Genomic DNA, 23,794 nt, shown 5'->3' with positions numbered 1-23,794 from the left:
TTTCAACGCCGATATTCTAATCCAAAACGTCGAACAGTTTGTCCTCAATTTGTAAGCGAACTTGCTGAAACTCTTCAGGCGTAACCAGTTCAATGTCGCCAACCGCATTTTCTTTGGCAAAAAATAACAGCGGTTCTAGCGGCGTGCAGAGGGTATATTCCTGGTCGTCTTGAAAAAAGGTGGCCAAAATCTGAAATTCTTCCGTTTGCGGATCTGGGCCTTCATCGACTTCTAGCGTGAAGCAGTCTTCATCGTTAGGCTCAGGCAAATTACCCGCAGCGGTGAGGGTAAGGGCAGTGCGTTGCAAAATCAGATCTTGCTCGGCTAAGACAGCCCTAGCGGTGGCAAACAAACTATCAATGTCCGCTTCATCCACGTCTACTAACACCTCGTCTTCATCGTCGCTGTCGGGGTCAGCCTGCCACATGAAAATCTCAATGGGGGCATCAACGGGTATGAGCAGCAAATACTCCTGATCTTCAATAGGAATTGTTTGTTCAATGAAGCAGGGCAGCGATCGCCCAGCCTCATCAGCTAGAATGACCTCGGCATCCCGCATTTCGTTCGCTTCATCCGCCATGAAAAATACTCCTCGCTGGCCCAAATCTTAAACAACTGGCTATTTCGCAGCCATTCGACGGTGATCGAGCCACTGCTGCAAAATAATAGCTGCCGCCTTGCGATCAATGAGCGCCTTGTGGCGAGAGGGAGAGCGACGTTCAGCTAAAATTAGCTGTTCAGCTTGAAAGGAGCTAAGTCGTTCATCTACAAACTCGACAGGTAGATGCAGGGTTCGAGCTAGGCGGTGGGCAACCTTTTGCACCTGTTTGGCTTGAAAGCCCAGCTTACCATCCATTGAATACGGTACACCAACAACTAAAATTTCAACTGAGCGTTCTTGAACAAGCTGCCGCAAGCGCGCAATCACCTCTTCAAGCGAACGGCACTCTAGAGTCGTCAGCCCAGAAGCAACCAGACCCGTGCGATCGCAGCCAGCTACCCCAATCCGCTTCCGACCAATATCTAGCCCCAGTGCTGAAACCATAGACCCCAAAAACAATCGCCCCCATCCGCCTTGATCATACGCTGCTAGGGGAGCGGTGCTGCCATCCTTAATCTGCTGAATCTAACGGACGGCGATCGCCAAGTCCAGCTTCGCTGGAGTTAGCAAGGCGATCAGACTCACTCGAATGTTCTTTAGCCTGTCCCGGCTTTGCTGCCCGGTACTGACTGCGATTGGCGTCAGCGTGAAAAGCTTGGTCAGCCGCCCAGGAAATTCGCCCAGGCACAGGCTTACCAGAAGGCTGCAACCCTTGTAAAACATCCGGTAGCTGCAACCCTTCTAAAGAAATGGCTTTAGATTCTCGCAGCTTGTGCCAAACTGAACGCGACATCATTAAACCATGCTCAATTTGCACCGCCCCCACCTGAGCAAAAACCTCTTCTCGTTCTGGCTGATAGTCGCGGGAGGACAGGTGCAACTCGTTGCTGGGATATGCCCGCAGCACTTGCGCCATCTGTGTCAGTAGTTCCGGGTAAAGCCAAGTATAGGCGGGATGAACAATAAGCTGTGCCGAGTGAGGCCGAGAACCATCCCGGCAAGCACGTAACTCAAAACGGCCAATTGCCGCTTTACGCTGTGGCTCAAATACATAGGCGCTGATTACTTCGGCGCGGTTCATCCACTGACTCATGCCTTGAGTCATAGACTGCACTGGGTTGGTCTTAAAGTCCTGAATTTGGTGGTCAAAGACCTGCCTCACCAGCGGCGGCATGGCAGCCGTATCTAGCTGATAGAGCAGTTGGGCGTCGGCGTTGCTAACAGGCAACAAGTTGGGGAGGTCAGGTTCGCGGGTAGCGAGTTCGCTCAACACCTCCGAGGCAATTGACCAGTAAGTGACCTGCGCTAGCGGCTGAAACCCATTTTGGCGATAAAGCGCCAGGGCTGACTTGTTGTTAACGTTAACTTCGGTTAACCAGGTGCGGGCTTCCCACAGCTTTTCAAAGCAGTAGCGCAAAAGCTGTGAGCCAACAACCGTAAAACTGGAGCCAACCGCCCCGTTGATAGCAATGCGCTGAATTTCCCAAGTGCTGCGAGTGTGATTAAAAGGCGAAACTTGAATCATGCCGCAGATTTTGCCTTCTCGCTCGGCGACGTATACCGAAAGTAGCTTTTGCAGCGGATTAGGAAACAAGCTCAAAAACTTGAGAGGCCCATACCACTGCCGTACTTGAGCCAAAAATTGACTAATCTCAGCGGCATCGACTGGGTCACCCGATTCTAGTGTGCCTTCGCCACACGCCGCCAAAGCATCCAAATCTCGATACTGAATGGGGCGAATGACGACATTTTGAGAGTGTGCAGGCATAAGGTGCGTTAGGGTGAGAGAACTAAGGGCGGCGATGCGACCAGATGCGGAGTGGCTGGGGGCTAAAGAGTATCAGCCCGAATAATTATTCCTAAATTTTGGGTCGAATCAGCACTAAGGGGGTTTGCTCATCAGCATTACCGGCTGGGTTATCAATCAAAGCTTGGCTGAGGGCTTCTGGATCAACACCCGGAGTCGATGCCAATATCTTAACTGCTTTCAAGTCGTTGACGTCTACAATGGCGGCTTCTAGTCCTGTTTCCTGCAAAATAGCGGTAACTACCTGCTCTGGCTGGCTTGGCCCCAGGACGATAAATTGATCGTAAGGGGGGAGCGTGCCAGTAACATCGTCAATCAGTCGGGCTTGTTCTCCGGCAAGCTGATAAAACATACCGGGTTTACCCAAAACTTGCTTGGCGATCGCCCCGGCAACAAAAGCATAGACAACCCGCCACGGGCCAACGATATCTACCAGAGTTTGCATACCGCAGGCCGTTGCCAAGCTAGAAGTTGGCATAAAGTAATAGCACAACCGCCGCGCCACCCAGCCCGGTTTTACCGTTGACGGATGCCGCCAGCGCCCCTGCATGATGGCAACAGGTGTCTCTCCTATAGTAACAATGTCTCCGGCTTTGGCGTGGGGCATGACGTAACGCTTTACCACCGCTACCGGATCGTCTAAATGGGTGAGCAGGTGGGTGGCAACGGGTAGGCGCTCAGCAACTTCGGTACTGCGCCAGTTTTTGGCCGCTTCCGGGTCAGGAAACTGGAGTGGCACAATCACATGACCTGTTTTAGGAATGCGCCCTTGAGGGCCGTAAGTGACATAATGAACGCGCAGCCATAGGGCTTTGAGCCGAGTCAGATCTGGCCCCTGGATATCGACGGTAATTTCCATCTGCGTCGTTTTGCCTACTTTGACGATGTAGCCAAACCAGTAGTTGTCGGCACGGGCAGGGGCGTCGGGATGACGAGGTATCAGGCGGGTTTGCAGCTTTACCGCCTCTAAGGAATTGCCGGAGAGCAGCGTGGCTTCAACCTCAACCTCCGGTACCATGATTTCGAGCGATCGCGTTTGATTCACTAGCTGCGGTTCGCCGACAATGACATAGTGATTGGGGGAGTAAGTTTCTAAATTCCACTGACCTGCGACAAACGCCAGCGCATTTCCGGGTCGCCGCCGATATTGAGACTCAATCGCGATCGCCACCCCGACAAGGATGACGATCACACCCATCAAAAAAGCAATTCCTACACTCACCGAACTTCCTCACTGGGCTGAAATTACACAGAGATTCCTGATAAAGAGTCTATAGAACGATGGGGAAATGCCGCTAAAATTCTTAGCGCTGCCTTCGCCTTACCCCTTAAGAGGCTGAATCAGACCTTAACGGCTTCTGCCAACCCACCGGAAACTTCATCAACTGTTTACAAAACTTATAATTTGAGGCACGATCTCAGAAATGCCTTTTCTCTGACAAAAAGTGTTACGGACAAAAGCTAGCCTCAGTGCAGTGTGATGCGGGAAATTGTAATGAATCGATTAATGGCAATTGAGCGGTTTTGCTTGTGGGGGCATATTGTCTCTATGGCGTTTGGCTTGGCTGGACTGCTTTGGGTGATGCCTCATCCTGAGTTTTTAGCCAATATTCCAGCAGGCCCACTGATGTTTCGCTGGAGTATGGCAGGCGGGGGCGTTGTTTATATCGTTTTAGGCGCGATCGCCGTTGGCTTGTATGGCTATCGGTTGTTGGGATTGCGGACTTTACTGGGCTTTATGATTCCAGCGTTGACAATTTCCCTCAGTAGCGAACTGCTTGGCACGAGCACTGGTTTTCCCTTTGGGCATTACAGCTATCTCAATGGTTTAGGTTACAAAATTGCTGGGTTAGTTCCCTTTACCATTCCTCTATCCTGGTTTTACTTAGGCTTTTCAGCTTACTTGCTAGCCCGTTCTGGCTTGTCTTGCCAGCAGCGACTGCGCGATGGTCTGTGGCTACCCACCGGGGTTTGGCAGGTCGGCAGTATTTTGCTGGGGGCAGGGTTGCTGACCTCGTGGGATTTTGTTTTAGATCCCGCCATGAGTCAAACGGCAATGCCCTTTTGGTTTTGGCATCGGCCAGGGGCTTTCTTTGGTATGCCTTATCAAAACTTTGCAGGCTGGTTGGGCACTGGCGCTTTGTTTATGAGCGTGGCGGCTTTTCTCTGGCGAGGACAACAACCCGTACAGCGTTTAACGCGATCGCAGCTAACAACGCCCTTGGCTGTTTATTTGGCTAATTTTGCCTTTGCAATGCTGATGAGTTTGGGTTCTGGCATTACCGTACCCGTCTTGTTGGGGCTAGCAGCAGGGGCCATTCCGGCGGTGCTGTGCTGGTTTATGGTGACACCCGAACTAACCCCGTGGCAGGGTAGCCAGATGCAAGCCTTTACTCAAGACGATGAAATTTCTCCGCCCGTAGGGGCAATTCCCCACAAATAGTTTGGACAATTGTTGATTTTGCAGCCTGACTTTGATGGGGTGATCGCTTTGAGCGCTGGAGCGCTGCTGGTTTTGGCTTACCAGCTTCCAGCCGTGGCTTTACTGTTAGCTCGGCTAATGCAGGGGCCAACTCGCCAGCCACCGCTGCAACCCCAACGGCCTACGCTAGATTTGCTGGGCACCGTTAGCGTCATTGTGCCGACGCTGAATGAGGTTGGCCGGGTTGGGCCGTGTTTGGCCGGGTTAGGGCAGCAAACCTACGAAGTCCGAGAGATCTTAGTTGTCGATAGCCACTCGGATGATGGCACACCAGACCTGGTTAAGTCGGTGGCGGCTAAAGATCCGAGGGTACGGTTACTGAGGGATGCGGCGCTGCCGCCTGATTGGGTAGGTCGGCCTTGGGCGCTACAAACTGGCTTTTTGCATAGCGATGCCGCCAGTCGCTGGATTTTGGGCATTGATGCTGATACCTACCCGCAACCGGGTCTGGTGGCGGCTTTGGTGCGGACGGCTGAAACGCAGGGCTACGATTTAGTCTCTCTTGCGCCTCGTTTTATCCTCAAGCACGCTGGCGAGTTGTGGCTACAGCCAGCGCTGTTGATGACACTCATCTATCGCTTTGGGCCTGCTGGTAATGGGTTAACGCCGCCTGAACGAGTGATGGCTAACGGCCAGTGTTTTCTCTGTCGGCAATCGCTGTTAGTTGAAATGGGGGGCTACAGCAGTGCCCGCCGTTCTTTTTGTGACGATGTGACGCTGGCACGACAGGCTGCTGCTCACGGTGCCAAAGTTGGCTTTCTCGATGGCGCTCACTTGCTCAAGGTGCGTATGTATGAAGGAGCCGCCGAAACCTGGCGAGAATGGGGCCGATCGCTGGACTTAAAAGACGCGGCTTCAGCGGCGCAAAAGTGGGGTGATTTGTGGTTTCTCTCAGCCGTGCAGGGCTTACCCTGGCTGCTGCTCCCGCTGCTGATGGCAAGCTGGTGCTTAGATCTGCGATCGCCCGTTTTGGCGATCGCATTGGGTCTTAATCTCAGTCTGATATTGATACGAATAGCCTTAAATTTTGCCATCGCCGCTTCCTATGACTTCAGCCAAGCCCAGGCTAAGTGGGCTTTTTGGCTATCGCCGCTGGCTGACCTACTGGCGGTTTATCGCATTTATCTCTCTTCCACTCAAACGCCCACCCAGTGGCGCGGACGCCGCTACCAGGGATTTGCAGCGTCGCGCGATCGCTGATGTGTTTAGGCGACAAACTCAAAAAAGGCGTCATCTAGCTCGTAGCCAAGCATCTGAGTCATAAACTTGAGCCTAGTGTGGCCTTCAATTCCCTGCTCTTTTAACCAGCGAGTAATCACAAAAATTTTTTGCATGACGAAAATTTCCAAAGCTTCCGGGTTGTAGCGAATGCCTTCGCGGGGGCTAAACTGATGAGGAACCAGCATGGCTGCGTAGCGCCCCAGTTCGCCTGCTTCCCAATCTAAAATCAGCGGTAGCCAGGGATAAATTGTATCTAGGCGAATAAACCAAAGCCGCACTTCTGGAATTTCTGAGAGTTCACGCGGATCGCTTGGATCACGCGGATAGTGAATTTCAAAGCGGAGATTAATGGCCTGATGGACTGGATCTAAGTCAGACAATAAAGGGTCTAATACCGTTTGAGCAGGGGTAAGATCCAATGTATTGAGGCTGGCTTGATCTAAAGCGATCGCAGTGGGCATAGCAATTAGCCTGAAGTAAACAAGGACAGCAAACAGGGCTGTCTGCAAAGAGCAAAAACCGTCCTCTAGGTATCAAAGCAGGTTCGTCAGCGCTTTTTCAAGCAGCCCACCTCAAGCAGGTTCCCAGACATGCCATGATAGGTGAGTTGAATTTCCAAGGCTATGTCTGATTCGCCCATTCGTATCTGTATTACTCTCGGCACTCGACCGGAAGCCATTAAGTTAGCTCCGGTCATTCAGCAGTTTCAGCAAAGCCCCCAGTTTAGCACCCAGGTCATTTTGACCGGGCAGCACCGAGAAATGGTGCAGCAGGTGATGGATCTCTTCAACCTGCAAGCAGACGGCGATTTAGAAATCATGCAGCCGCGCCAGAGTTTAACTGATATTACCTGCCGCAGCCTACAAGGGCTGGAGCGGCTCTTTCAGCAGTTGTCGCCGCAGCTAGTGCTGGTGCAGGGTGATACTACAACCGCGTTTTCAGCCACGCTAGCCGCTTTTTATCAAAAAATTGCCGTTGGCCACGTTGAGGCTGGCTTACGAACTGATGACCTTTATAACCCCTATCCGGAAGAAGCCAATCGGCGTTTGATTTCGCAGCTAGCCCAGCTTCACTTTGCCCCCACCGCTACTGCCGTTGAAAATTTGCAACGCGCTGGCGTCGTAGGGCACATCCACCAAACGGGCAACACCGTTATTGACGCCCTTTTGCAGGTGGCGGCCAAACAGCCTGAGTGCCCAATTGCGGGGCTAGATTGGTCTAAGCATCGGGTGTTGCTAGCAACCGTCCACCGTCGCGAAAACTGGGGTGCGCCTTTGCAGCAGATCGGCCAGAGCTTTTTGAGCATTTTGAATCAGTTTCCCGATACGGCGCTGTTGCTGCCTTTGCACCGCAACCCGACGGTGCGGGAACCCTTAACAGCCCTACTGGGTGACCATCCCAGAGCCTTTTTAACTGAACCGCTGGACTACGCCGAACTGGTCGGGGCAATGCAGCGCTGCTATTTGTTACTCACAGATTCAGGGGGTTTGCAAGAAGAAGCCCCTGGCCTGGGTAAACCTGTCTTGGTGCTGCGAGAAACAACGGAACGACCAGAGGCGATCGCGGCTGGCACCGCTAAGTTAGTGGGCACCCAAGCCGAACACATTCAGGCGGCGGCGGCAGCACTGCTAATACAGCCTGCCGCTTACGAAGCAATGGCTAAAGCCGTCAACCCTTTTGGGGATGGTCAAGCGGCTCAGCGCATTGAGCAAATTGTCAGCGATTACTTTGCCTGTTGAAGCTAGACAACTGCGATCGAAACTGCAAAAGCGGCAACAAGACGGCGGTGGGTTTGCCTTTGAACCGGGGCTTGAGCGGCGACCTCTGAGGTTTCAACGGCTGCAGTATTGACAGTTTGGCAAGAAAGCTTTTTGCTACGCAGCCGTTTACTGCTGGTCTGGGCCATCTTGCATGTCATCTAGCAGGTTTTGCTTAGAGCTTTTAAGCTGTTTCCAAAGCCCTTTAATTTCGTCGTAAGCCTGAATGGGGCTAAGCTTACCCCCTGTTTCTAAACCACAAATAATCACCACCCGCTGCGCAAACTCTTGCAGGTTGGCGTTAAACGCTAAGTTGCCGGGGGTAAATTCGCCTCGATATTTACTACGCGGATAGAGAAAGTCTTCTTTATCACGAGAATTGGGATTAACCATAGAAACCTCACCATAAAATAACAATGTAAAAGCCATCCGAGCGCGTCCAGTACTCTCATTTTTCCCTGGCGGCTTGAGCCGTGTGAGCCAGAAAAATTACAGAAGTTACGCCGAGTTTTTATTCAGCTAAGCTTATCGTCTCGGTGTTTTCAACTTCCAATCAGCAGAGAATGCCAGATTTCTGTTTGGCGTCGCTGGCTCAACCTGAGGCAATACCGACAGCATTCCCGGTGTTTGCGCTCATTCTCTTACTCGTTTTTAGGCCGCGAGGGCTGAGCGGTTGACGGTTCTCCGGCTAGGGCACAAGCAGCTAGAACGTTAAGAGCAGCCACTACCGTTCACCTGGCAACCGTTCAACTGACAACTGTGGAATGCCCGCTTTCTACCTACCCTGTTAGCCGGGCTAGAGGATTATAGCCGCAACTGTTCGTCAATCCAGGCGATCGCGGTTTTGACAGAATCAGTTGCCGTTAGCGAGTGAACCGAGAGTCTGGCAAAAAAAGCCACTGCTTCAGCGGGCACACGCATAAAAATAACTGGCTTACCCACCTTCAAGGCTAACGCGATTTCAGAAACGGTTCCCAAACCAATACCACAGGCCACCACTACCTGGCTAGAGAGGACGTTGAGATTGTTTCTAGCGTTGCCCAAATCGGTCAATATCGGGATGTCTACCGCTGGTGAAAGGACGGTGGTGTCGGCTGTCGGCAAAATGCCCACGGTTAAACCACCCGCAGACTGGGCACCCCGGCTGGCCGCGTCCATAACGCCAACATTACGCCCCCCCGTAAGCAAAACCCAGCCTCGACGAGCAATGTGCTGCCCTAAGGCGTAGGCAGTCTCTTCCACTAAGGGGCTAGCGCCGTTCCCCGGCCCCATGACGCCAATCAGGTGTTTAGGCATGGCATTGAGTCCCAATTGATAAAAAACTTGATGCTGGGCTCTCCACATTTACTATTTTCGTCGATTAAATTGTTGTAATGATAGGGCTTGCTTTAGATTTGCTCATGTAGCGGAGTTGATGCACTAGCCTGCTTACTTCATCTAGTCCTATACGATTGAAAGAACTGTGCAGCTTTTGTTTCTAGCCAAGACGTTTGTCCGCCAGCTTCGCTTAAAACAATACGCCTGGAAATGGGGTAGCTCTTTACTGATTGGGAGCATCCTGGCGACAGCGTGGAGCTTGAGATCGCCAGGAATTGCGCTCAACCGCCTCACCATTCGGATTGGGCCAATTGCTCAAACCATTGAGGTAGAAGATTTAGAAGCGTTTGCCCGCACGGGTGAAGTGCCACCCAGACTCCGGCTTTATCGCACTGTGTTGACACCTCAAGTACGGCAGGTTTTGCAAAATCAGCTGTCACTTAATCCAGACATTAGCGATCGCATTATTGACGATATTTTGCAGTCGGCTAATGGGGAAATGCTGCTCAACACCCTCTCAACCATTGCCCCTGATCTCTCCGTAGACCAGTTGCGGGCGGCTATTCGCTTGGCCGCAATGAGTACCGATGGGCTGAGTGTGCTGGGTATTTTGAGAGCGTTGCCCCAAGAAAACCTTGAAGTTGATGCCAGTGCAGCGATCGCGCTAATTTCTCAACTCAACTTATCGCGGTTAGAAAGTCACGCTTTGGGTAGCGTTTTAGACTACGAACTGGTTGACGAAGAAATTGATCCTTTGCCCAGCACTTTTGACCCGGCGGCTCCTGGGCCAGCAACAGTTGAACAGTGGGAATTACGGCTACGCGATCGCGATCGCGATCGCATCGTCCCAGTTGATATTTACTGGAGCGAACAAAGCACCGGGCCCTTGGTCGTGCTTTCTCATGGGTTTGGAGCCGATCGCCGCTTTTTGGCTTACGTAGCCAAACATCTGGCTTCTCACGGTTTAACCGTAGTGGCGATCGAGCATCCTGGTAGCAACGTAGCCGCGCTTTCTGCCACTGAGTTAGACCCCAGAGCTAGCCGCGAACCCAGCCGCATTCTGCCTGCCACAGAATTTATCGATCGCCCCAAAGACGTCAGCTTTGTGTTAGACGAGCTAGCCAGACTCAATCGCCATTCCTTTGCGCTGCGGGGCAAGCTCAACACCGATCAGGTAACGCTCATTGGCCACTCACTGGGCGGCTACACGGGGTTAGCCCTGGCAGGGGCTCCGCTCGATATTCGCGCCTTACAGCGTGCCTGTAGCGACCTCGTGCCGGTAGGACTCTCCCCCGCCGATTGGCTGCAATGTGCGGCGGTAGACCTGCCGCGCTATAGCGGCGATCTAAGCGATGATCGAATTCAGCAAGTGGTGGCGATGAATCCGATCATCGGCGACTTGTTTGGCCGCCAGGGGCTAGCGCAAGTAACGGTTCCCACCTTGATCTTGACCAGCACCAACGACGGCGTCACCCCAACGATTAAGCAACAAATTAGACCCTTTTCTCAGCTAGCAGGGCCAAAGTACCTAGTAGCAGTGATTGGCGGCACCCATCTAAGCGTAGGCGACCCTGACAATATCAATCCCGCGCTACAGCAGATTCCCTTTATGCCAGAGTTGCAGGGCGAAGAAACTCAAAATGTGCGGCAATTTTTGCAAGGGCTTCTGCTCAGCTTTGTCAAACAGCAAACCGCTGAGGCCGACCTTTATGCTCCCTTTCTAAGTGCGGCCTATGCCCAGTCGATGTCTACGCCCAACTTGCCGATTCGCTTTAGCACTGAGCTGCCCAACAGCCTGACAAACTGGTTACGCCTAACGGGCAGCAGTTCTAGCGAAACCCGTAGCCCAACGCGGCTGCTAGCTTCTTTGATGCACTTAGAGGTGATTCAGGTGAACAACCGTTTAGGGCGGTTACAGCACCATGTCTTTGCCTACCTGCGCCTGAGCTATCCGCCGCTAATTGTGTTGAACTGGCCTTTGGAGCAACTGCACCAAAGCTAGTTTACTCATGGGTCATGCCATCGGGTAAGATCGCTCCGCTCAAGTCGGCATTGCGCAAGTTGGTGTAGGTCAAGCTGGCATTGATCATGACCGCTTCAGTCAAAATCGCTCCGCTCAAATTAGACCAGTTGAGTTTGGCGCGATAAAGCGTAGCGCCTCGCAGATTGGCTCCCCGTAGCGAACTCCAGCTCAAGTTAGCGCCGCGTAAGTTAGCACGGCTGAGATTGACGTTAACCAGGTTGGCTCCCTTGAGGCGGGCGCGGCTGAGGTCAACGTCGCGCAGGTCAGCCCCTTCTAAGGTCGCGCCGCTAAGAACAGCATCCACCATGCTGGCATTTTCTAAAATGGCACCATTTAGCAGAGCGCTGGTGAGATTGGCATTGTCTAAAACCGCCCCCGTTAGATCGCAGCCCAGCATTTTGGTTCGGCTCAAACTGCTTTCGCTGAGATTGGCTTCTCGCAAAGCGGCACTGTCTAGATTAGCTTCGCTGAGGTTGGCTTCCTTTAAGTTGGCTTGGAAAAGCTGAGTCCGCGTTAGATTGGCGCTGCGAATACCCGCCTCAGAGAGATCAGCTTGTTGCAAGTTGGCATCGGTGAGATCAGCGCCAATCAGGTTGCTCAAACGCAGGACAGCCTGAGCCAAATGGGTGCCTCTCAAAACAGCCTCTCGCAGGTTAGCGCCTACCAGGTTAGCGCCGGAGAGGTTCGCCTGCCGCAAATTGGCTCGTCGGAGATTGATATCGGGCAAATCGCAGTTAGCTAAGTTGACATTAGCCAAGTTGGCGCTGCGAAAATCGCGTTCTCCTGCTGTATAGCGATTCAGCAGTTCTTCTGCATCCATAAGTGTTGTTTCAGTCGTCAATTTTTCTTGCCAGCTTCAGCCTTTCAACAAATATTTCAACCTGTGGCTGCTAATTCTACAGAGACTTCGGTGATGGTAGCTTCAACCTGACCCAATTGGATGAGCTAGCAAGAGAAAACGGGTGCTTGCCTCTCGTTACTTAGCTTACCCAGCCTTGATTAAGCACAGCAGCAAGAGAGTAAGCATTCTCTCATGGAGGTAACAAGAGATACAAGTGATCGGTTAGATAGCTGCGAATTATTAAATCCATTGTCTGCTTCAATAGGTTTATTACGGTTCTGATCAGACAATCAACGAAAGGCAAGCCCATCAAGTCTGCACTATCGCTTTCGCTGAATGTCGTATTGGAACTGAAGGCGCAGACAAGGGCTAGCGAGTCAGCCGGGGTAAAGATTAGGATTAACTCCCCAAGGATGTCTTAGTGAACTGTGAAGGATAAGCATTATGTCGGATAACCGCCGAAGTCAGGTTGTAACTCAAGGAGTTCAGCGGACTCCAAACCGTGCCATGTTGCGGGCTGTGGGGTTTCAAGATGAAGACTTCAAAAAACCAATCGTCGGCTTGGCTAATGGCTACAGCACGATTACGCCCTGCAATATGGGCATTAACGGGCTGGCTCAGCGAGCCGAAGTCGCTTTAAGAGAAGCTGGGGTGATGCCCCAAATGTTTGGCACGATTACCATCAGCGATGGTATTTCGATGGGCACTGAGGGGATGAAGTATTCGCTGGTGTCGCGGGAGGTCATTGCTGATTCGATTGAAACGGCCTGTATGGGTCAAAGTATGGATGGGGTTTTGGCCATTGGCGGTTGTGATAAAAACATGCCGGGAGCGATGATTGCGATCGCCCGCATGAACATTCCAGCCGTGTTTGTCTACGGGGGCACCATCAAGCCAGGGCACTACAACGGCCAGGACTTAACCGTGGTCAGCGCTTTTGAAGCCGTCGGTCAGTACAGCGCTGGCAAAATTGACGAAGCCGAACTCGTAGCCGTTGAGCGCCATGCCTGTCCGGGTGCGGGTTCCTGCGGTGGTATGTATACCGCCAATACGATGTCGTCAGCTTTTGAAGCTATGGGCATGAGCTTGCCCTATTCTTCGACGATGGCGGCTGAAGATGAGGAAAAAGCGCAAAGTACCGAAAAGTCGGCGTTTGTTTTGGCTGAGGCGGTGCGGCGGCAAATTTTGCCTCAGCAAATTTTGACCCGTCAAGCTTTTGAAAACGCCATCGCTGTGATTATGGCGGTGGGTGGCTCGACGAATTCGGTCTTGCATTTACTGGCGATCGCCCATGCTATAGGCATTGAGCTAACGCTAGACGATTTTGAAACCATTCGAGCCAAAGTACCCGTCTTCTGCGACCTCAAACCGTCGGGGCGCTACGTAGCAACCGACTTACACCGGGCTGGCGGCATTCCTCAAGTAATGAAAATGCTGCTCAACCAGGGACTTTTGCACGGAGATGCCCTAACCGTCAGCGGTCAAACAATCGCAGAAGTGCTGGCAGAGGTGCCCGACCAGCCCCCCGCCCACCAAGACGTGATTCGGCCTTTTGACCAGCCGATGTATGCCCAAGGCCACTTGGGTATTCTCAGGGGCAATCTGGCGACTGAGGGTGCAGTTGCCAAACTAACGGGCATCAAAAAGCGCAGCATTACCGGGCCAGCCCGTGTGTTTGACTCTGAGGAAGACTGCCTCGATGCGATTCTGGCAGGCAAAATTCAGGCCGGGGACGTGATTGTTGTGCGCTATGAAGGGCCAAAAGGCGGGCCGGGTATGCGCGAGATGCTAGCACCGACATCAGCCATTATTGGCGCGGGGCTGGGCGATTCGGTCGGGTTGATTACCGATGGCCGTTTTTCTGGCGGCACCTATGGCATGGTTGTTGGTCATGTGGCTCCTGAAGCAGCCGTCGGTGGAGCGATCGCTTTGGTGAAAGAAGGCGATTCGATTACGATCGATGCTGATGGTCGGCAGCTACAGCTTGAGGTTTCAGACGCTGAACTGGCTCAGCGACGACAAAACTGGCAACCCCGCCCACCCCGTTATACCCAGGGGGTATTGGCGAAATATGCCAAGCTGGTTTCTTCTAGCAGCCGTGGCGCAGTCACCGATCTGGATTTGTTTGAGTCATAACTTTGTTTGAGTCGTAACTCACAGGGTGGCAGGGTTTTTGCCTGCCTGGTGGGGTAGGGGTTTGCAGATGAACCCCTACCTTATTCGCGGCATTCGCGGCTTTAAAAGCGATGGATCAATCGCTGATAGCCCTTGAAAGGTGGCAACCCTGGTGGCAGCGGCTAGACCTGCCTGATGGGGTGAACCTGAGCAGGCCAGGGCAGCGTTAAACAGCCAGGAATTGTTGAATGACTTCGTTGCTGAGGTGGCTGGTAGGGCCGGAAGAAACAATTTCGCCTTTTTGCATAGCGTAGTAATAGTCGGCCTGACGAACAAAGTGCAGGTGTTGCTCCACCAGCAGCACCGAGATCCCGGTTGTCTCAATGATGCGTCGCACAGCCGCTTCAATATCTAGGATGATAGAAGGCTGAATACCTTCGGTCGGCTCGTCAAGCACCAATAGCTTGGGCTGTCCCATGAGGGCGCGCGCGATCGCCAATTGCTGCTGCTGGCCGCCGCTGAGGTCACCCCCCATACGCGAGAGCATTGTTTTTAAAACCGGAAACAGTTCGTAAATTTCTTCAGGGACAGTTTGACTGGCGAGGTTGCCCACGCGATCACGTCTGGCTTCTAGTCCAATCAGTAAGTTTTCTTTGACCGTTAGCCGGGGAATAATTTCTCGCCCTTGAGGCACATAGCCAATACCAAGCCGCGCCCGCTGATCAGGAGACAGGTGGACAATCGAGCGGCCTTGATAGTGAATATCACCGCTGCGAGGGCGCAACAGCCCCATGACGTTTTTTAGCAGGGTAGTTTTGCCTACGCCGTTGCGGCCAATTAGGCAAATCATTTGTCCGGGAGGGACGGTTAGCTCAACGTTACGCAAAATGTGGCTTTCGCCGTAGAAAAAGTTTAGCCCGCTGACGTGTAGGGTAGAGGCAGCGGCGGCTTCCGGTCTTTCTAAGGTTTCAATTGGCTGTACAGGCATGTCGTCTCTCTCACTATATCGGCCTTGATTGCTTTTACCATGTTCGGCTTTATTTTGCTGCTCTTTCAGCCACGCCTGCCCTAAGCTACTGGCTAGCCATACAACCAACCTTTGAAATGTTTTTAACCTTGTGACGACACCCCCCTGACAACAGGCCAATTCTAAATTCACCGGAAAAATCGTAGCCTGTGTAACAACGAGCGATGAAATGTCAGCGATATACCAGTACACGAAAGCTTAATCTTCTGCTTTATCGCTACTGTTGTCGTAAACAGTTGTCTTAACGCCTAACTATGTCTACGCAGTCTACGCCGCCTGAAGCGCTTAGCGCCTCCCCTCTGCCAGCAATCTCGCCATTATCCCCGCCGACCCAACCCTCAGCAATTTTGCCCGGATCTGTTCTGGCCGATTTAAACGGGCGATCGAATCTTAAAGGCTGGCAACAATTGATCTGGCATTTGGCTGTGATCGCCATCAGTGGCAGTATTTGGGCTTGGAGCCGGGAGCAGGCTTGGGGGTTGGCGATTCCGGCTTTGATGGTCTATGGCTTTAGTTTGGCGGCAATGTTTGCCACGCTGCATGAGTGCGTGCATCGTACTGCTTTTGCCAGCCAGCGGTTGAATGATGGCGTGGCTTGGTTTGCAGGGGTTTTATCGTTTTACAACAGTACGTTTTATCGGCGTTACCACAAGTGGCATCACCGCTATACCCAACTTCCGGGGAAAGACCCTGAGCTAGCGGAGGCTCCTCCTAGTAGCTGGGCGGCTTACCTGTGGCAGCTCAGCAGCATTCCCTGGTGGATCGGCAAAGTACAGGGGCATATCCGGGCGGCGCGAGGGCAATTTGAGGACTGTCCTTACATCTCAGCCGCCGCCAGACAGGAGGTGATGCGGTCAACCGCATGGCAGCTAGCGGTTTATGGCGGCGCGATCGCCCTTTCGATTGCCTTTCAGCGCCCCTGGTTTATCACTTACTGGCTGCTGCCTTTAGCGGTAGGGCAGCCCATTCTACGCTTCATTTTGATGGCCGAACACACAGGTTGCACCCAAGACGACAATCCATTAACCAATACCCGCACCACGCTGACCGTCTGGCCGCTGCGACGCTTAATGTGGAATATGCCGTTTCATGCCGAGCATCATCTCTATGCCTCGATTCCGTTTCATGCGCTGCCTCAGGCGCACGTCCAGCTAGCCGATCGGCTAACCCAGGTAACGCCGGGATATATTGCCGCCAATCGTGAGATTGTGGCTCAATTTGGCAACGCCCCATGAGGCAGGCAAGCTGTTGGCAGGCAGAAAATTTTGTGTTGCAGTGTGGCGTCACGCTGCCGCAAATTCGGGTGGTGTATCAAACCTACGGGGAGTTATCGCGCGATCGCGACAATGTCATTCTCTATCCCACCTCTTACGGTGCCCAACACAGCGATATTGACTGGCTGATTCAGCCTGAGGGCATTCTCGACCCGACCCGCTGGTTTATTGTCATCCCCAATATGCTGGGTAATGGCCTATCTAGCTCCCCTAGCAACGGCGACTTACCAGGGCTAGCTGAGCAGGGGCTTTACTTTACCCATTTAGATAACGTCACGGTGCAGCAGCGCTTGCTGCAAGCCGTTTTTGGCGTTGAGCAACTGGCCTTGGTCTATGGCTGGTCGATGGGAGCGCAGCAAGCTTACCACTGGGGGGCACTGTATCCTGAGCGGGTGCAGCGAATTGTAGCTATCTGCGGTACTGCTCGTACCACTGAACATAACCAAATTTTTTTGGAAAGTTTGCGATCGGCGCTGACGGCAGATCCCACCTGGAACGGTAAAACCTTTACAGGCATCCCTGAACGGGGCTTTCGTACTTTTGCCCGCATTTATGCTAGCTGGGCGGCGTCGCAGGCTTATTACCGAGAACGGGTTTACACTCAGCTCGGCTATGACACGTTGGCCGACTATCTCTGGCGGGGCTGGGAAGTCAACTACCGCAAACGCGATCCCCGTAACCTGATTGCCATGCTGGATACCTGGTGGCGCTGCGATATTAGCCAAAATCCGACCTACCAGGGCGATTATCGGCAAGCAATGGCGGCGATTCAAGCCAAAACTCTGGTAATGCCTGCGACGACGGATCTCTACTTCACCCCTGAAGACTGCGCCGCAGAAGCCGCCCTCATACCCCAAGCCGAGTATTGCCCCATTCCCTCGATTTGGGGACATCGGGCTGGCAACCCCTATCAAAATCCGGAAGATGCCGCTTTTATTCGGCAGTCAGTGCAAGACTGGCTCAGGTCTTAAGCCAATCGCTTTTATCGCTTTTATAGACAAATTTATAGACAAACTGCTATGCCAACCATCCTGTCTGAAGTCGCCCGCCAGAAAGAGATTCGCTACTTTCTCATTTCGTTTACCGATTTGTTTGGCACTCAGCGAGCCAAACTGGTGCCGACTGAGGCAATCGACGCGATCGCGGCGAATGGTGCCGGGTTTGCCGGGTTTGCTACCTGGCTAGATATGACCCCAGCCGATGCTGATATGCTGGCGCTGCCCGAAACCAGTAGCCTATTTCAATTGCCCTGGAAACCAGAGGTGGCATGGCTACCTGCCGATCTGGTAACGCCTGCGGGCAACCCAATTGAGCAAACCCCACGGCTGGTATTAAAACGGGTGCTGCAACAGGCGCAGGAGCAAGGCTACCGGGTAAAGACCGGAGTGGAATGCGAGTATTTTTTGCTATCGCCCGATGGTGAAATGCTTTCAGATCCGCGCGATCGCCAAATGAAACCCTGCTACGACCAACAAGCCCTGATGCGACGGTTTGAGGTGATCGCTGAGATTTGCGACGCCATGCTAGCCCTGGGCTGGGGTGCTTACCAAAACGACCACGAAGATGCCAACGGTCAGTTTGAGATGAACTGGACGTATGCGGATGCGCTGGTGACAGCCGATCGCCATGCTTTCTTTAAGTACATGACAAAAGCGATCGCTGAAAAGCACGGATTTCGCGCTACTTTCATGCCAAAGCCTTTTGCCCACCTCACGGGCAACGGCTGCCATATGCACCTGTCGGTTTGGGATGGGGCAGGCAACACTAACCTGTTTCACGATCCGGCAGGAGAATTGGGATTGTCGGATCTGGCTTACCAGTTTATTGGCGGGGTGCTGCACTCTGCTCAGGCACTTTGCGCTTTTACCAACCCCACGATTAATTCCTACAAGCGCATCAATGCCCCGGCAACGCTATCGGGCGCTACCTGGTCGCCCAATGCAGTTAGCTATAGCGGCAACAATCGCACCCATGCCATTCGTATTCCTGAAGCGGGGCGCTTTGAGCTGCGTTTGGCCGATGGTGCTGCTAACCCTTATCTGCTACCAGCAGCGCTGATTGCAGCGGGCTTAGACGGCATTGAACACAAACGCGATCCGGGGCCTCGTTGTGACAACAACAACTACACCGAGCCGTTACCATCTGGTACGGCGAAGGCGTTGCCAACCCATTTGCAAGCGGCTTTACAACAGCTAGCGCAAGACTCGGTTTTGCCACGCGCTTTGGGGACTGGGTTTGTGCAGTCTTATTTGCAGCTAAAGCAACAAGAGTGGCGCGACTTCAACGCCCAAGTTACCCCTTGGGAACGGGAAACAACGCTAGACTGCTAGCTTGCCTGGGGAAAAACTGGCTCAGGCGATCGCCTGCTGAAGTTGGGCGACAATTTGAGCCGTTTCTAAGCCGTGAATGGCTAAAACTTTGGTAGCTGTGGTCTGGCCGCTGACAATTTCAATAGCGTCTTGGGGCAACCCCAGTTGAGCAGCCAGCAGTTTGATCACAGCAGCGTTGGCTTTACCTTTTTCGGCAGGAGCCTGCACTTTAATTTTTAAGGCGTCCCCTAACCAACCGACAATCGCATTTTTAGCAGAAGACGGCACGACTTTGACGCTGAGTTTGCCCATAATAAACGCCTAGCTACGGCAGTCTAATATCAATTCTCGATTTTAGATTTTAGATTTTGAATTGAACAGTCTCTGATCTGCAGACGTTTCGGCATTCTCATCTGTACCTTTACGTTGAAGAATCGGTATAACTGTAGCGACTATAGCGGCTTTTGGCTAAGCGGCAGCAAAAATGGCAAAAGGTGAGGCGAAAGGACGGCTCTGCTACCTGTCAGCAGCAGAGCCTCAGGGGTTAGGGAGCGATCGCTAGATCAAACACAATTTCAAAGCGAACGTGGGGAAGGCGCTGTCGCAATAGCTGGAGATGACCGTCGGCGTCTGAGCGATTGCGGCAACGGCCAATAATCACCCAGCGAACGGGAGGAATTAAACGCGCGATCGCCCAGTGATAAAGACGGGTTTGATAAGTCATAATCAGTTAGTCTCCTGAGGAAATTAGGGAGCTAAAGCCAGCACACCGAGCCTCGAAAACTTTGGCTGCTGGCTTTTAGCCTTTGCTGAAGCTGCATCTCTCAAACAAGATGTTGCCGATTAGTCTACACTAACTTTACTATCCGTAGACTAATCGGTGTCATTTACGCCGTTATAAGCCTCTGACAGAATCAGGGGCATGGGACGTGCAGGAAAAGCGCTTAAGCAGGTTTTAGAAGACTACGGCATTAGTCAAAACCAGGTTGCCGTGAAAATGGGAATTGGTCGAGCCAATGTATATCGTTGGGTAAACGAAATTCGCGATCCGGGGGCGGAGATGGTTATTCAACTGCGAGATGCGCTGCACCAAATTGACCCAAACGCAGCAACGACGTTTGTTGAGCTTTATCTAGGACAGCCTGAAGATTAATAGCAATAGGGTGAGCCAGATCTGTTAGCTACAACAGATCTGGGGAGATGGCTGTGCTAGCCTAACTTTTGCACCAAATGAAGATCCGCCTCGCTACCAGACCCGCGCATCAGCGCACTACGCGGCAGCACCCGAATCACTTCTTCAACCGTGGTTTTACCCGCCAAGATTTTTTCAATCGCCGCCAACCGAAACGACATAAAGCCAATTTTGTGTAAATAGCGATGTAGTTGGCTGATGGTGCCTTCGTAAATTAGCTCACGAATGCGATCGTCAATTTCCAGCAGTTCAACCACCGCCTCTCGCCCCAGATAGCCCGACTGAAAACAGTGAGCGCAGCCTTGACCCCGCTGCCAGTTGGCTGTGTATGCCTGCTTAATCTCTAAACCCAAAATAGCCAGATCTTCAGCCCGTGGGGTATACGACTCAGCGCAATGAGGGCAGACCCGCCGAATCAAACGTTGTGCAATTACCCCCAACAGCGCATCGCTAATCAAGCCTGGATCAGGGCCAATGTCTTTAATCCGAGGAATAGCCCCTACGGCGTCGTTAGTATGCAGCGTTGTAAATACCAGGTGCCCAGTGAGCGCTGCTCGAACAGCCGTCTCTGCCGTTTCGTGGTCACGAATTTCTCCCACCATAATAATGTCTGGGTCTTGGCGCAAAATTGAGCGCAGACCCGCGGCAAACGTCATTCCTGCCGCCTCGTTGACCTGGGTTTGGGTAATGCGCGGCAGCACATATTCCACCGGATCTTCAACCGTCACCACATTGACGTGTTCGGTAGCGATCTCTTGCAAACTGGTATAAAGCGTGCTGGTTTTTCCCGATCCGGTTGGCCCCGTAAAGATGATCATGCCCTGGGGTTGTTGCAGCCAGGTTTTATAAGCCGTCAGCGTTTGTGGCTCAAACCCTAGCTTGTCAATCGTGGAAAACGGGTTTTTGCGCGGCAAAAGTCGGACAACTGCTTTTTCACCGCCTACGCAAGGCAGCGTACTCACCCGCATATCCATGCCTAAGTCGGCTTCGCGATCTACCGCATACTGCTCACCAATGCGGCCATCTTGGGGGCGGCGGCTATCAGAAATATCCATATCCGCCATCACTTTGAGCGCTACGACTACCCGGCGGCTAATTTCTAGCGGCAGCCTGGTGACATCGCGCAGCACGCCATCAATGCGGTAGCGCACCCGTAGCCCTTCTAGCGTCGGTTCCAGGTGAATATCGCTGGCTCGGTTACGCAAGGCACTGGCAATAATTGTTTTAATTCGCTCGATTTGGCCATCGGCTTTGGCTAAAGACAGCTCGGTTGTTTCAGAAATATCTTCTGAAAGCTGTTCGCCTGTCAGCGGATCGATCAGCGGCCCCGCAAAAATCTGGCTGGGGTCATAGTGGCGGGTGTGGTGCCAGGCGCGGTAGCACTTAGGCGAAATCGGCCTGATCTCAATACAGGTTTGGGTGCGATCGCTAAGTTTGTTAATTTCTTCTTCGTCCAACGCCACCGGGCTGCCCAGGTAATAGCAATTTTGCCAGAGCAATAGCGGTACTACAGGCGGCAACTTACGATCCGGAAAAAGCTGAAAGAAACGGCGGCTGACCTCTTCATCTAAAGCTGCCAGGTTGAGCTTGCCCTGCTCGTTGATTAAAAGATTGAGCGCTGCTGTGCAGGTGAGTTTGCCTGTTTTGAGCTGTTTCCAAGCAGATAAAGGTTGAGGTGCGGATTGCATACGGCTAATCTAGCTGACTAAACGAAGATTTTTCTAAAAGTTTTGTATTTAACGCTGTGGATAAAGCGAGTTACCCACAGCGTTTTAAGCGGAGCAAACAAGCGGTGAGCGGATCTATGCTGTAGCCCCCAGCGCTGGGACACTTCAAGGGCTGCAAGCCGCTGCCAGAAAAGCTTTCCTTCTGCCTTCGGCTTTCCACCTTTAGTGCTAGAGGCAAGCTCAAAGGCTGGTAGAAAAGTAACAAACGAGCGATCGCCTAACCCAGGCAACCACAGGCGATTCTCTGCCAGCCGAGAGAAAGCTTAAACAGCGGCGATCGCGTTGATCTCACCGTAGCATCTGGTTTGAGCAGGCGTGAAGCGACAGGTGAGGTTTAGTCCTCATCGCCTTCGCCGTCGTTGTCGCCTTCGCCGCCTTCGCCGCCTTCACCGCCTTCGCCATCTGGCGATGTCCAAGGTCCCCAGATGGCATAAGTCACCCCTAGCCCTTGGCTATTGACAAATAAGGTGCTGCCATCTGGCGAGAAGCAAGCACCTGCAAACTCCGTATTGTCAATCAAGTTACGGGCGAACTTATAGAGCAAGCCATCTAAGTCAACCCCCACAACAAACTGCTCTCCACCGCCATCTTCACAGAGGATGAGATCGCCAAACGGAGCCACCGTGATGTTGTCAGGTTCATCTAAAAACTCCCCTGACGGCGGCGCTTCTACAAGCAGCGTCAGCGTTTCTTTTGCTGGGTTGTATTCCCAAACCTGACCATTCCCCCGCGCATCATCCACTGCAGGGGGGCCACCTTGGGTCGCAATAAAGTAGATCACCCCATTGCCATACCAAGCACCTTCGCCCCGGAAAAAGACAGCCGCCCCTTTGGCTTGCCCTTGGGCGCGTACCTGCTGGTCGTTGCTGTTTTCTTCTGGAATGGGGTTAGGATTGTCGATTTTTACCCACTCTACCCGGTACTCGCGCCCAACTGGAATCAAACCTTCCTGCCCGCCTAGGTTGGGGTTGTTAGAGGTATTGACCCCGTCAGGATACTGCTTGATTTTGAGGGCATAGAGGCTGCCACCTTGGGCAAGTTGGCCTTTGACATTGGGCACAAAGCGATAAAAGCAGCTATCGCCGCTGTCTTCAGTTTCGTAAACGTAGCCTGTACGCGGATCAACCGCTACGGCCTCATGGCTGAAGCGACCCATATCGGTTAGCGCCACAGGCGTCACCAAACCAGTATTGGTGCCAGCCGGAACTTCAAAGTTATAGCCGTGGTAGATGAGGTTGCCGTTGTTGTCGGGAGTGGTAGAGAAGGTTTCTTCGCAGCTAATCCACGATCCCCACGGGGTAGGCCCACCCGCACAGTTGCGGACGGTTCCCGAAAGAGAAGCAAAATCTTTCACCAAACGGCGACGGCGATCGACGACTAGCGTCGTCGTTCCGCCAGTGGCGTTAGGCGCGTAGCGCTTTTCAGGCGGAGCATCTACCCCTTTGAGGTTGCCAAACTCGTCTTCACCAGGGCTGAGTTCGTGGTTACGCACCAAAATGGTGGTACCGCGAGGGCCGGGGAAAGCTGCCATGCCATCGTGATCGCCCGGTACTAAGGTACCGTCGCTCATCGTTTGGCCTGTAATTGAAAAAGCGGTATATCTGAAGCCGCGAGGTAGTTCGAGTAAAGGAATGTTGCGCAGGTCGCCCACAACCGTATTGGCTAAAGCCGCCGTGTTTTGAGGTAAGCGAGGCCGCAGAGGGCCGTATTTGAAGCCGCCTGCAAACTCAAGTTCACGCCCTTGGGCAACCCGTGCATAAAAAGCTTCTAGGGGGGCAACCATCGAAACCCCGGCAGCAGTCGCGCCTGCCATCGTCAAAAACTTACGTCTTGAAAAAGACACGGTGTTTCTCCTCTCTTGGCTATTGATTAGGTGGATTAGGCAGATCGGCTAGCTACAGAGACAAAAGCTGTAGCCTACGTGTATTTACATACCTATTTCCACGGAGAAGACTATCAGCCTAGCTTTAATGGGACGATAAAATAAGGTTATTTTGCTTTAACTAACGGTTAATTGAGCGTTTACTTACAGCTAAGAAAGGAGCAGCGGGTAGAAGCAAAGCTTTTCTGTCAGCGGCTTTCCGCAATTGAAGTGTTTTAA

At 52.7% G+C, this 23,794-nt stretch carries 22 protein-coding genes; 9 read left to right on the top strand and 13 right to left on the bottom strand.

Features of this window, described 5'->3' with window-relative positions:
* Positions 1–16: 16 nt before the first annotated feature.
* The 4 genes from ACTS3T_RS14115 to ACTS3T_RS14100 all read right to left on the bottom strand — a co-directional run bounded on the left by ACTS3T_RS14115 (position 17) and on the right by ACTS3T_RS14100 (position 3,606).
* Positions 17–580, bottom strand: coding sequence for a DUF3727 domain-containing protein (locus ACTS3T_RS14115; protein WP_377960514.1), 564 nt, complete (start codon positions 578–580; stop codon positions 17–19).
* 39 nt (positions 581–619) lie between these two features.
* Positions 620–1,045, bottom strand: a complete 426-nt coding sequence (gene ruvX / locus ACTS3T_RS14110) for a Holliday junction resolvase RuvX (protein ID WP_377960512.1) — start codon at positions 1,043–1,045, stop codon at positions 620–622.
* Positions 1,046–1,112: 67 nt separating this feature from the next.
* Complete coding sequence (locus ACTS3T_RS14105; protein ID WP_377960510.1) at positions 1,113–2,369, bottom strand: GNAT family N-acetyltransferase; 1,257 nt, start codon at positions 2,367–2,369, stop codon at positions 1,113–1,115.
* A gap of 91 nt (positions 2,370–2,460) precedes the next feature.
* Positions 2,461–3,606, bottom strand: coding sequence for a F420-0:Gamma-glutamyl ligase (locus tag ACTS3T_RS14100; protein ID WP_377960596.1), 1,146 nt, complete (start codon positions 3,604–3,606; stop codon positions 2,461–2,463).
* 297 nt (positions 3,607–3,903) lie between these two features.
* Here ACTS3T_RS14100 and cruF point away from each other — a divergent pair, with 297 nt between their 5' ends.
* A complete protein-coding gene (cruF, locus tag ACTS3T_RS14095) occupies positions 3,904–4,851 on the top strand; it encodes a gamma-carotene 1'-hydroxylase CruF (RefSeq protein WP_377960508.1) in 948 nt (315 codons plus the stop codon).
* A gap of 12 nt (positions 4,852–4,863) precedes the next feature.
* Complete coding sequence (gene cruG / locus ACTS3T_RS14090) at positions 4,864–6,090, top strand: 2'-O-glycosyltransferase CruG (protein WP_462935231.1); 1,227 nt, start codon at positions 4,864–4,866, stop codon at positions 6,088–6,090.
* Positions 6,091–6,095: 5 nt separating this feature from the next.
* Here cruG and ACTS3T_RS14085 read toward each other — a convergent pair whose 3' ends face one another.
* The gene (locus ACTS3T_RS14085) at positions 6,096–6,572 is read right to left on the bottom strand and encodes a CRR6 family NdhI maturation factor (protein WP_377960504.1); all 477 of its coding nucleotides are present in this window, start codon (positions 6,570–6,572) and stop codon (positions 6,096–6,098) included.
* 162 nt (positions 6,573–6,734) lie between these two features.
* Here ACTS3T_RS14085 and wecB point away from each other — a divergent pair, with 162 nt between their 5' ends.
* Positions 6,735–7,850, top strand: coding sequence for a non-hydrolyzing UDP-N-acetylglucosamine 2-epimerase (gene wecB / locus ACTS3T_RS14080; RefSeq protein ID WP_377960502.1), 1,116 nt, complete (start codon positions 6,735–6,737; stop codon positions 7,848–7,850).
* Between the two features lie 147 nt (positions 7,851–7,997).
* Here the strand turns inward: wecB and ACTS3T_RS14075 are convergent, their stop codons facing one another.
* Together ACTS3T_RS14075 and ACTS3T_RS14070 are read right to left on the bottom strand one after the other, a co-directional pair.
* Positions 7,998–8,261, bottom strand: a complete 264-nt coding sequence (locus ACTS3T_RS14075) for a DUF7219 family protein (protein WP_377960500.1) — start codon at positions 8,259–8,261, stop codon at positions 7,998–8,000.
* Positions 8,262–8,672: 411 nt separating this feature from the next.
* A complete protein-coding gene (locus ACTS3T_RS14070; RefSeq protein WP_377960594.1) occupies positions 8,673–9,164 on the bottom strand; it encodes a TIGR00725 family protein in 492 nt (163 codons plus the stop codon).
* Between the two features lie 166 nt (positions 9,165–9,330).
* Here ACTS3T_RS14070 and ACTS3T_RS14065 point away from each other — a divergent pair, with 166 nt between their 5' ends.
* Positions 9,331–11,187, top strand: a complete 1,857-nt coding sequence (locus ACTS3T_RS14065; RefSeq protein ID WP_377960498.1) for an alpha/beta hydrolase — start codon at positions 9,331–9,333, stop codon at positions 11,185–11,187.
* A gap of 1 nt (position 11,188) precedes the next feature.
* Here ACTS3T_RS14065 and ACTS3T_RS14060 read toward each other — a convergent pair whose 3' ends face one another.
* A complete protein-coding gene (locus ACTS3T_RS14060; RefSeq protein WP_377960496.1) occupies positions 11,189–12,028 on the bottom strand; it encodes a pentapeptide repeat-containing protein in 840 nt (279 codons plus the stop codon).
* A 465-nt stretch (positions 12,029–12,493) separates the two neighbouring features.
* On the opposite strand from ACTS3T_RS14060, the gene ilvD reads away from it, so the two are divergent.
* Positions 12,494–14,185 (top strand): dihydroxy-acid dehydratase, encoded by a 1,692-nt coding sequence (gene ilvD, locus ACTS3T_RS14055; protein WP_377960494.1) that lies wholly within the window; start codon positions 12,494–12,496, stop codon positions 14,183–14,185.
* 205 nt (positions 14,186–14,390) lie between these two features.
* Here the strand turns inward: ilvD and urtE are convergent, their stop codons facing one another.
* Positions 14,391–15,152 carry an urea ABC transporter ATP-binding subunit UrtE gene (gene urtE, locus ACTS3T_RS14050; protein WP_377960492.1) on the bottom strand — a complete coding sequence of 254 codons (762 nt, stop codon included), beginning with the start codon at positions 15,150–15,152 and terminating at the stop codon, positions 14,391–14,393.
* Positions 15,153–15,445: 293 nt separating this feature from the next.
* Here urtE and ACTS3T_RS14045 point away from each other — a divergent pair, with 293 nt between their 5' ends.
* The 3 genes from ACTS3T_RS14045 to glnT are packed head-to-tail and all read left to right on the top strand — an operon-like array spanning position 15,446 to position 18,795.
* Entirely contained in the window at positions 15,446–16,426 is a 981-nt protein-coding gene (locus tag ACTS3T_RS14045; protein ID WP_377960490.1) for a fatty acid desaturase family protein, read from the top strand.
* On the top strand, positions 16,423–17,436 hold the full coding sequence (locus ACTS3T_RS14040; RefSeq protein ID WP_377960488.1) for an alpha/beta fold hydrolase: 1,014 nt from the start codon (positions 16,423–16,425) through the stop codon (positions 17,434–17,436). Before ACTS3T_RS14045 ends, ACTS3T_RS14040 begins: the two co-directional genes overlap by 4 nt.
* Positions 17,437–17,484: 48 nt before the next feature.
* On the top strand, positions 17,485–18,795 hold the full coding sequence (gene glnT, locus ACTS3T_RS14035) for a type III glutamate--ammonia ligase (protein WP_377960486.1): 1,311 nt from the start codon (positions 17,485–17,487) through the stop codon (positions 18,793–18,795).
* A 21-nt stretch (positions 18,796–18,816) separates the two neighbouring features.
* Here the strand turns inward: glnT and ACTS3T_RS14030 are convergent, their stop codons facing one another.
* Entirely contained in the window at positions 18,817–19,086 is a 270-nt protein-coding gene (locus ACTS3T_RS14030) for a DUF167 domain-containing protein (protein ID WP_377960484.1), read from the bottom strand.
* A gap of 232 nt (positions 19,087–19,318) precedes the next feature.
* The gene (locus ACTS3T_RS14025; RefSeq protein WP_377960482.1) at positions 19,319–19,498 is read right to left on the bottom strand and encodes a hypothetical protein; all 180 of its coding nucleotides are present in this window, start codon (positions 19,496–19,498) and stop codon (positions 19,319–19,321) included.
* Between the two features lie 198 nt (positions 19,499–19,696).
* On the opposite strand from ACTS3T_RS14025, the gene ACTS3T_RS14020 reads away from it, so the two are divergent.
* Entirely contained in the window at positions 19,697–19,927 is a 231-nt protein-coding gene (locus tag ACTS3T_RS14020; RefSeq protein ID WP_377960480.1) for a helix-turn-helix domain-containing protein, read from the top strand.
* A gap of 56 nt (positions 19,928–19,983) precedes the next feature.
* Here the strand turns inward: ACTS3T_RS14020 and ACTS3T_RS14015 are convergent, their stop codons facing one another.
* Together ACTS3T_RS14015 and ACTS3T_RS14010 are read right to left on the bottom strand one after the other, a co-directional pair.
* Positions 19,984–21,654 carry a GspE/PulE family protein gene (locus ACTS3T_RS14015; protein ID WP_377960478.1) on the bottom strand — a complete coding sequence of 557 codons (1,671 nt, stop codon included), beginning with the start codon at positions 21,652–21,654 and terminating at the stop codon, positions 19,984–19,986.
* 373 nt (positions 21,655–22,027) lie between these two features.
* A complete protein-coding gene (locus ACTS3T_RS14010; protein WP_377960476.1) occupies positions 22,028–23,536 on the bottom strand; it encodes an alkaline phosphatase PhoX in 1,509 nt (502 codons plus the stop codon).
* Positions 23,537–23,794: the final 258 nt, after the last annotated feature.

Source organism: Almyronema sp. (assembly GCF_052168255.1).
Lineage (GTDB): Bacteria > Cyanobacteriota > Cyanobacteriia > Phormidesmidales > Phormidesmidaceae > Sphaerothrix > Sphaerothrix epifaneia.
This window is presented reverse-complemented; position numbering and strand designations above follow the sequence as displayed.

Bases quoted from the DNA above. Each gene is read 5' to 3' on its own strand.
- ACTS3T_RS14115 (WP_377960514.1), bottom strand. From the start codon at position 580: ATGGCGGATGAAGCGAACGAAATGCGGGATGCCGAGGTCATTCTAGCT.
- ruvX (WP_377960512.1), bottom strand. From the start codon at position 1,045: ATGGTTTCAGCACTGGGGCTAGATATTGGTCGGAAGCGGATTGGGGTA.
- ACTS3T_RS14105 (WP_377960510.1), bottom strand. From the start codon at position 2,369: ATGCCTGCACACTCTCAAAATGTCGTCATTCGCCCCATTCAGTATCGA.
- ACTS3T_RS14100 (WP_377960596.1), bottom strand. From the start codon at position 3,606: ATGGGTGTGATCGTCATCCTTGTCGGGGTGGCGATCGCGATTGAGTCT.
- cruF (WP_377960508.1), top strand. From the start codon at position 3,904: ATGAATCGATTAATGGCAATTGAGCGGTTTTGCTTGTGGGGGCATATT.
- ACTS3T_RS14085 (WP_377960504.1), bottom strand. From the start codon at position 6,572: ATGCCCACTGCGATCGCTTTAGATCAAGCCAGCCTCAATACATTGGAT.
- wecB (WP_377960502.1), top strand. From the start codon at position 6,735: ATGTCTGATTCGCCCATTCGTATCTGTATTACTCTCGGCACTCGACCG.
- ACTS3T_RS14075 (WP_377960500.1), bottom strand. From the start codon at position 8,261: ATGGTTAATCCCAATTCTCGTGATAAAGAAGACTTTCTCTATCCGCGT.
- ACTS3T_RS14070 (WP_377960594.1), bottom strand. From the start codon at position 9,164: ATGCCTAAACACCTGATTGGCGTCATGGGGCCGGGGAACGGCGCTAGC.
- ACTS3T_RS14060 (WP_377960496.1), bottom strand. From the start codon at position 12,028: ATGGATGCAGAAGAACTGCTGAATCGCTATACAGCAGGAGAACGCGAT.
- ilvD (WP_377960494.1), top strand. From the start codon at position 12,494: ATGTCGGATAACCGCCGAAGTCAGGTTGTAACTCAAGGAGTTCAGCGG.
- urtE (WP_377960492.1), bottom strand. From the start codon at position 15,152: ATGCCTGTACAGCCAATTGAAACCTTAGAAAGACCGGAAGCCGCCGCT.
- ACTS3T_RS14045 (WP_377960490.1), top strand. From the start codon at position 15,446: ATGTCTACGCAGTCTACGCCGCCTGAAGCGCTTAGCGCCTCCCCTCTG.
- ACTS3T_RS14040 (WP_377960488.1), top strand. From the start codon at position 16,423: ATGAGGCAGGCAAGCTGTTGGCAGGCAGAAAATTTTGTGTTGCAGTGT.
- glnT (WP_377960486.1), top strand. From the start codon at position 17,485: ATGCCAACCATCCTGTCTGAAGTCGCCCGCCAGAAAGAGATTCGCTAC.
- ACTS3T_RS14030 (WP_377960484.1), bottom strand. From the start codon at position 19,086: ATGGGCAAACTCAGCGTCAAAGTCGTGCCGTCTTCTGCTAAAAATGCG.
- ACTS3T_RS14025 (WP_377960482.1), bottom strand. From the start codon at position 19,498: ATGACTTATCAAACCCGTCTTTATCACTGGGCGATCGCGCGTTTAATT.
- ACTS3T_RS14020 (WP_377960480.1), top strand. From the start codon at position 19,697: ATGGGACGTGCAGGAAAAGCGCTTAAGCAGGTTTTAGAAGACTACGGC.
- ACTS3T_RS14015 (WP_377960478.1), bottom strand. From the start codon at position 21,654: ATGCAATCCGCACCTCAACCTTTATCTGCTTGGAAACAGCTCAAAACA.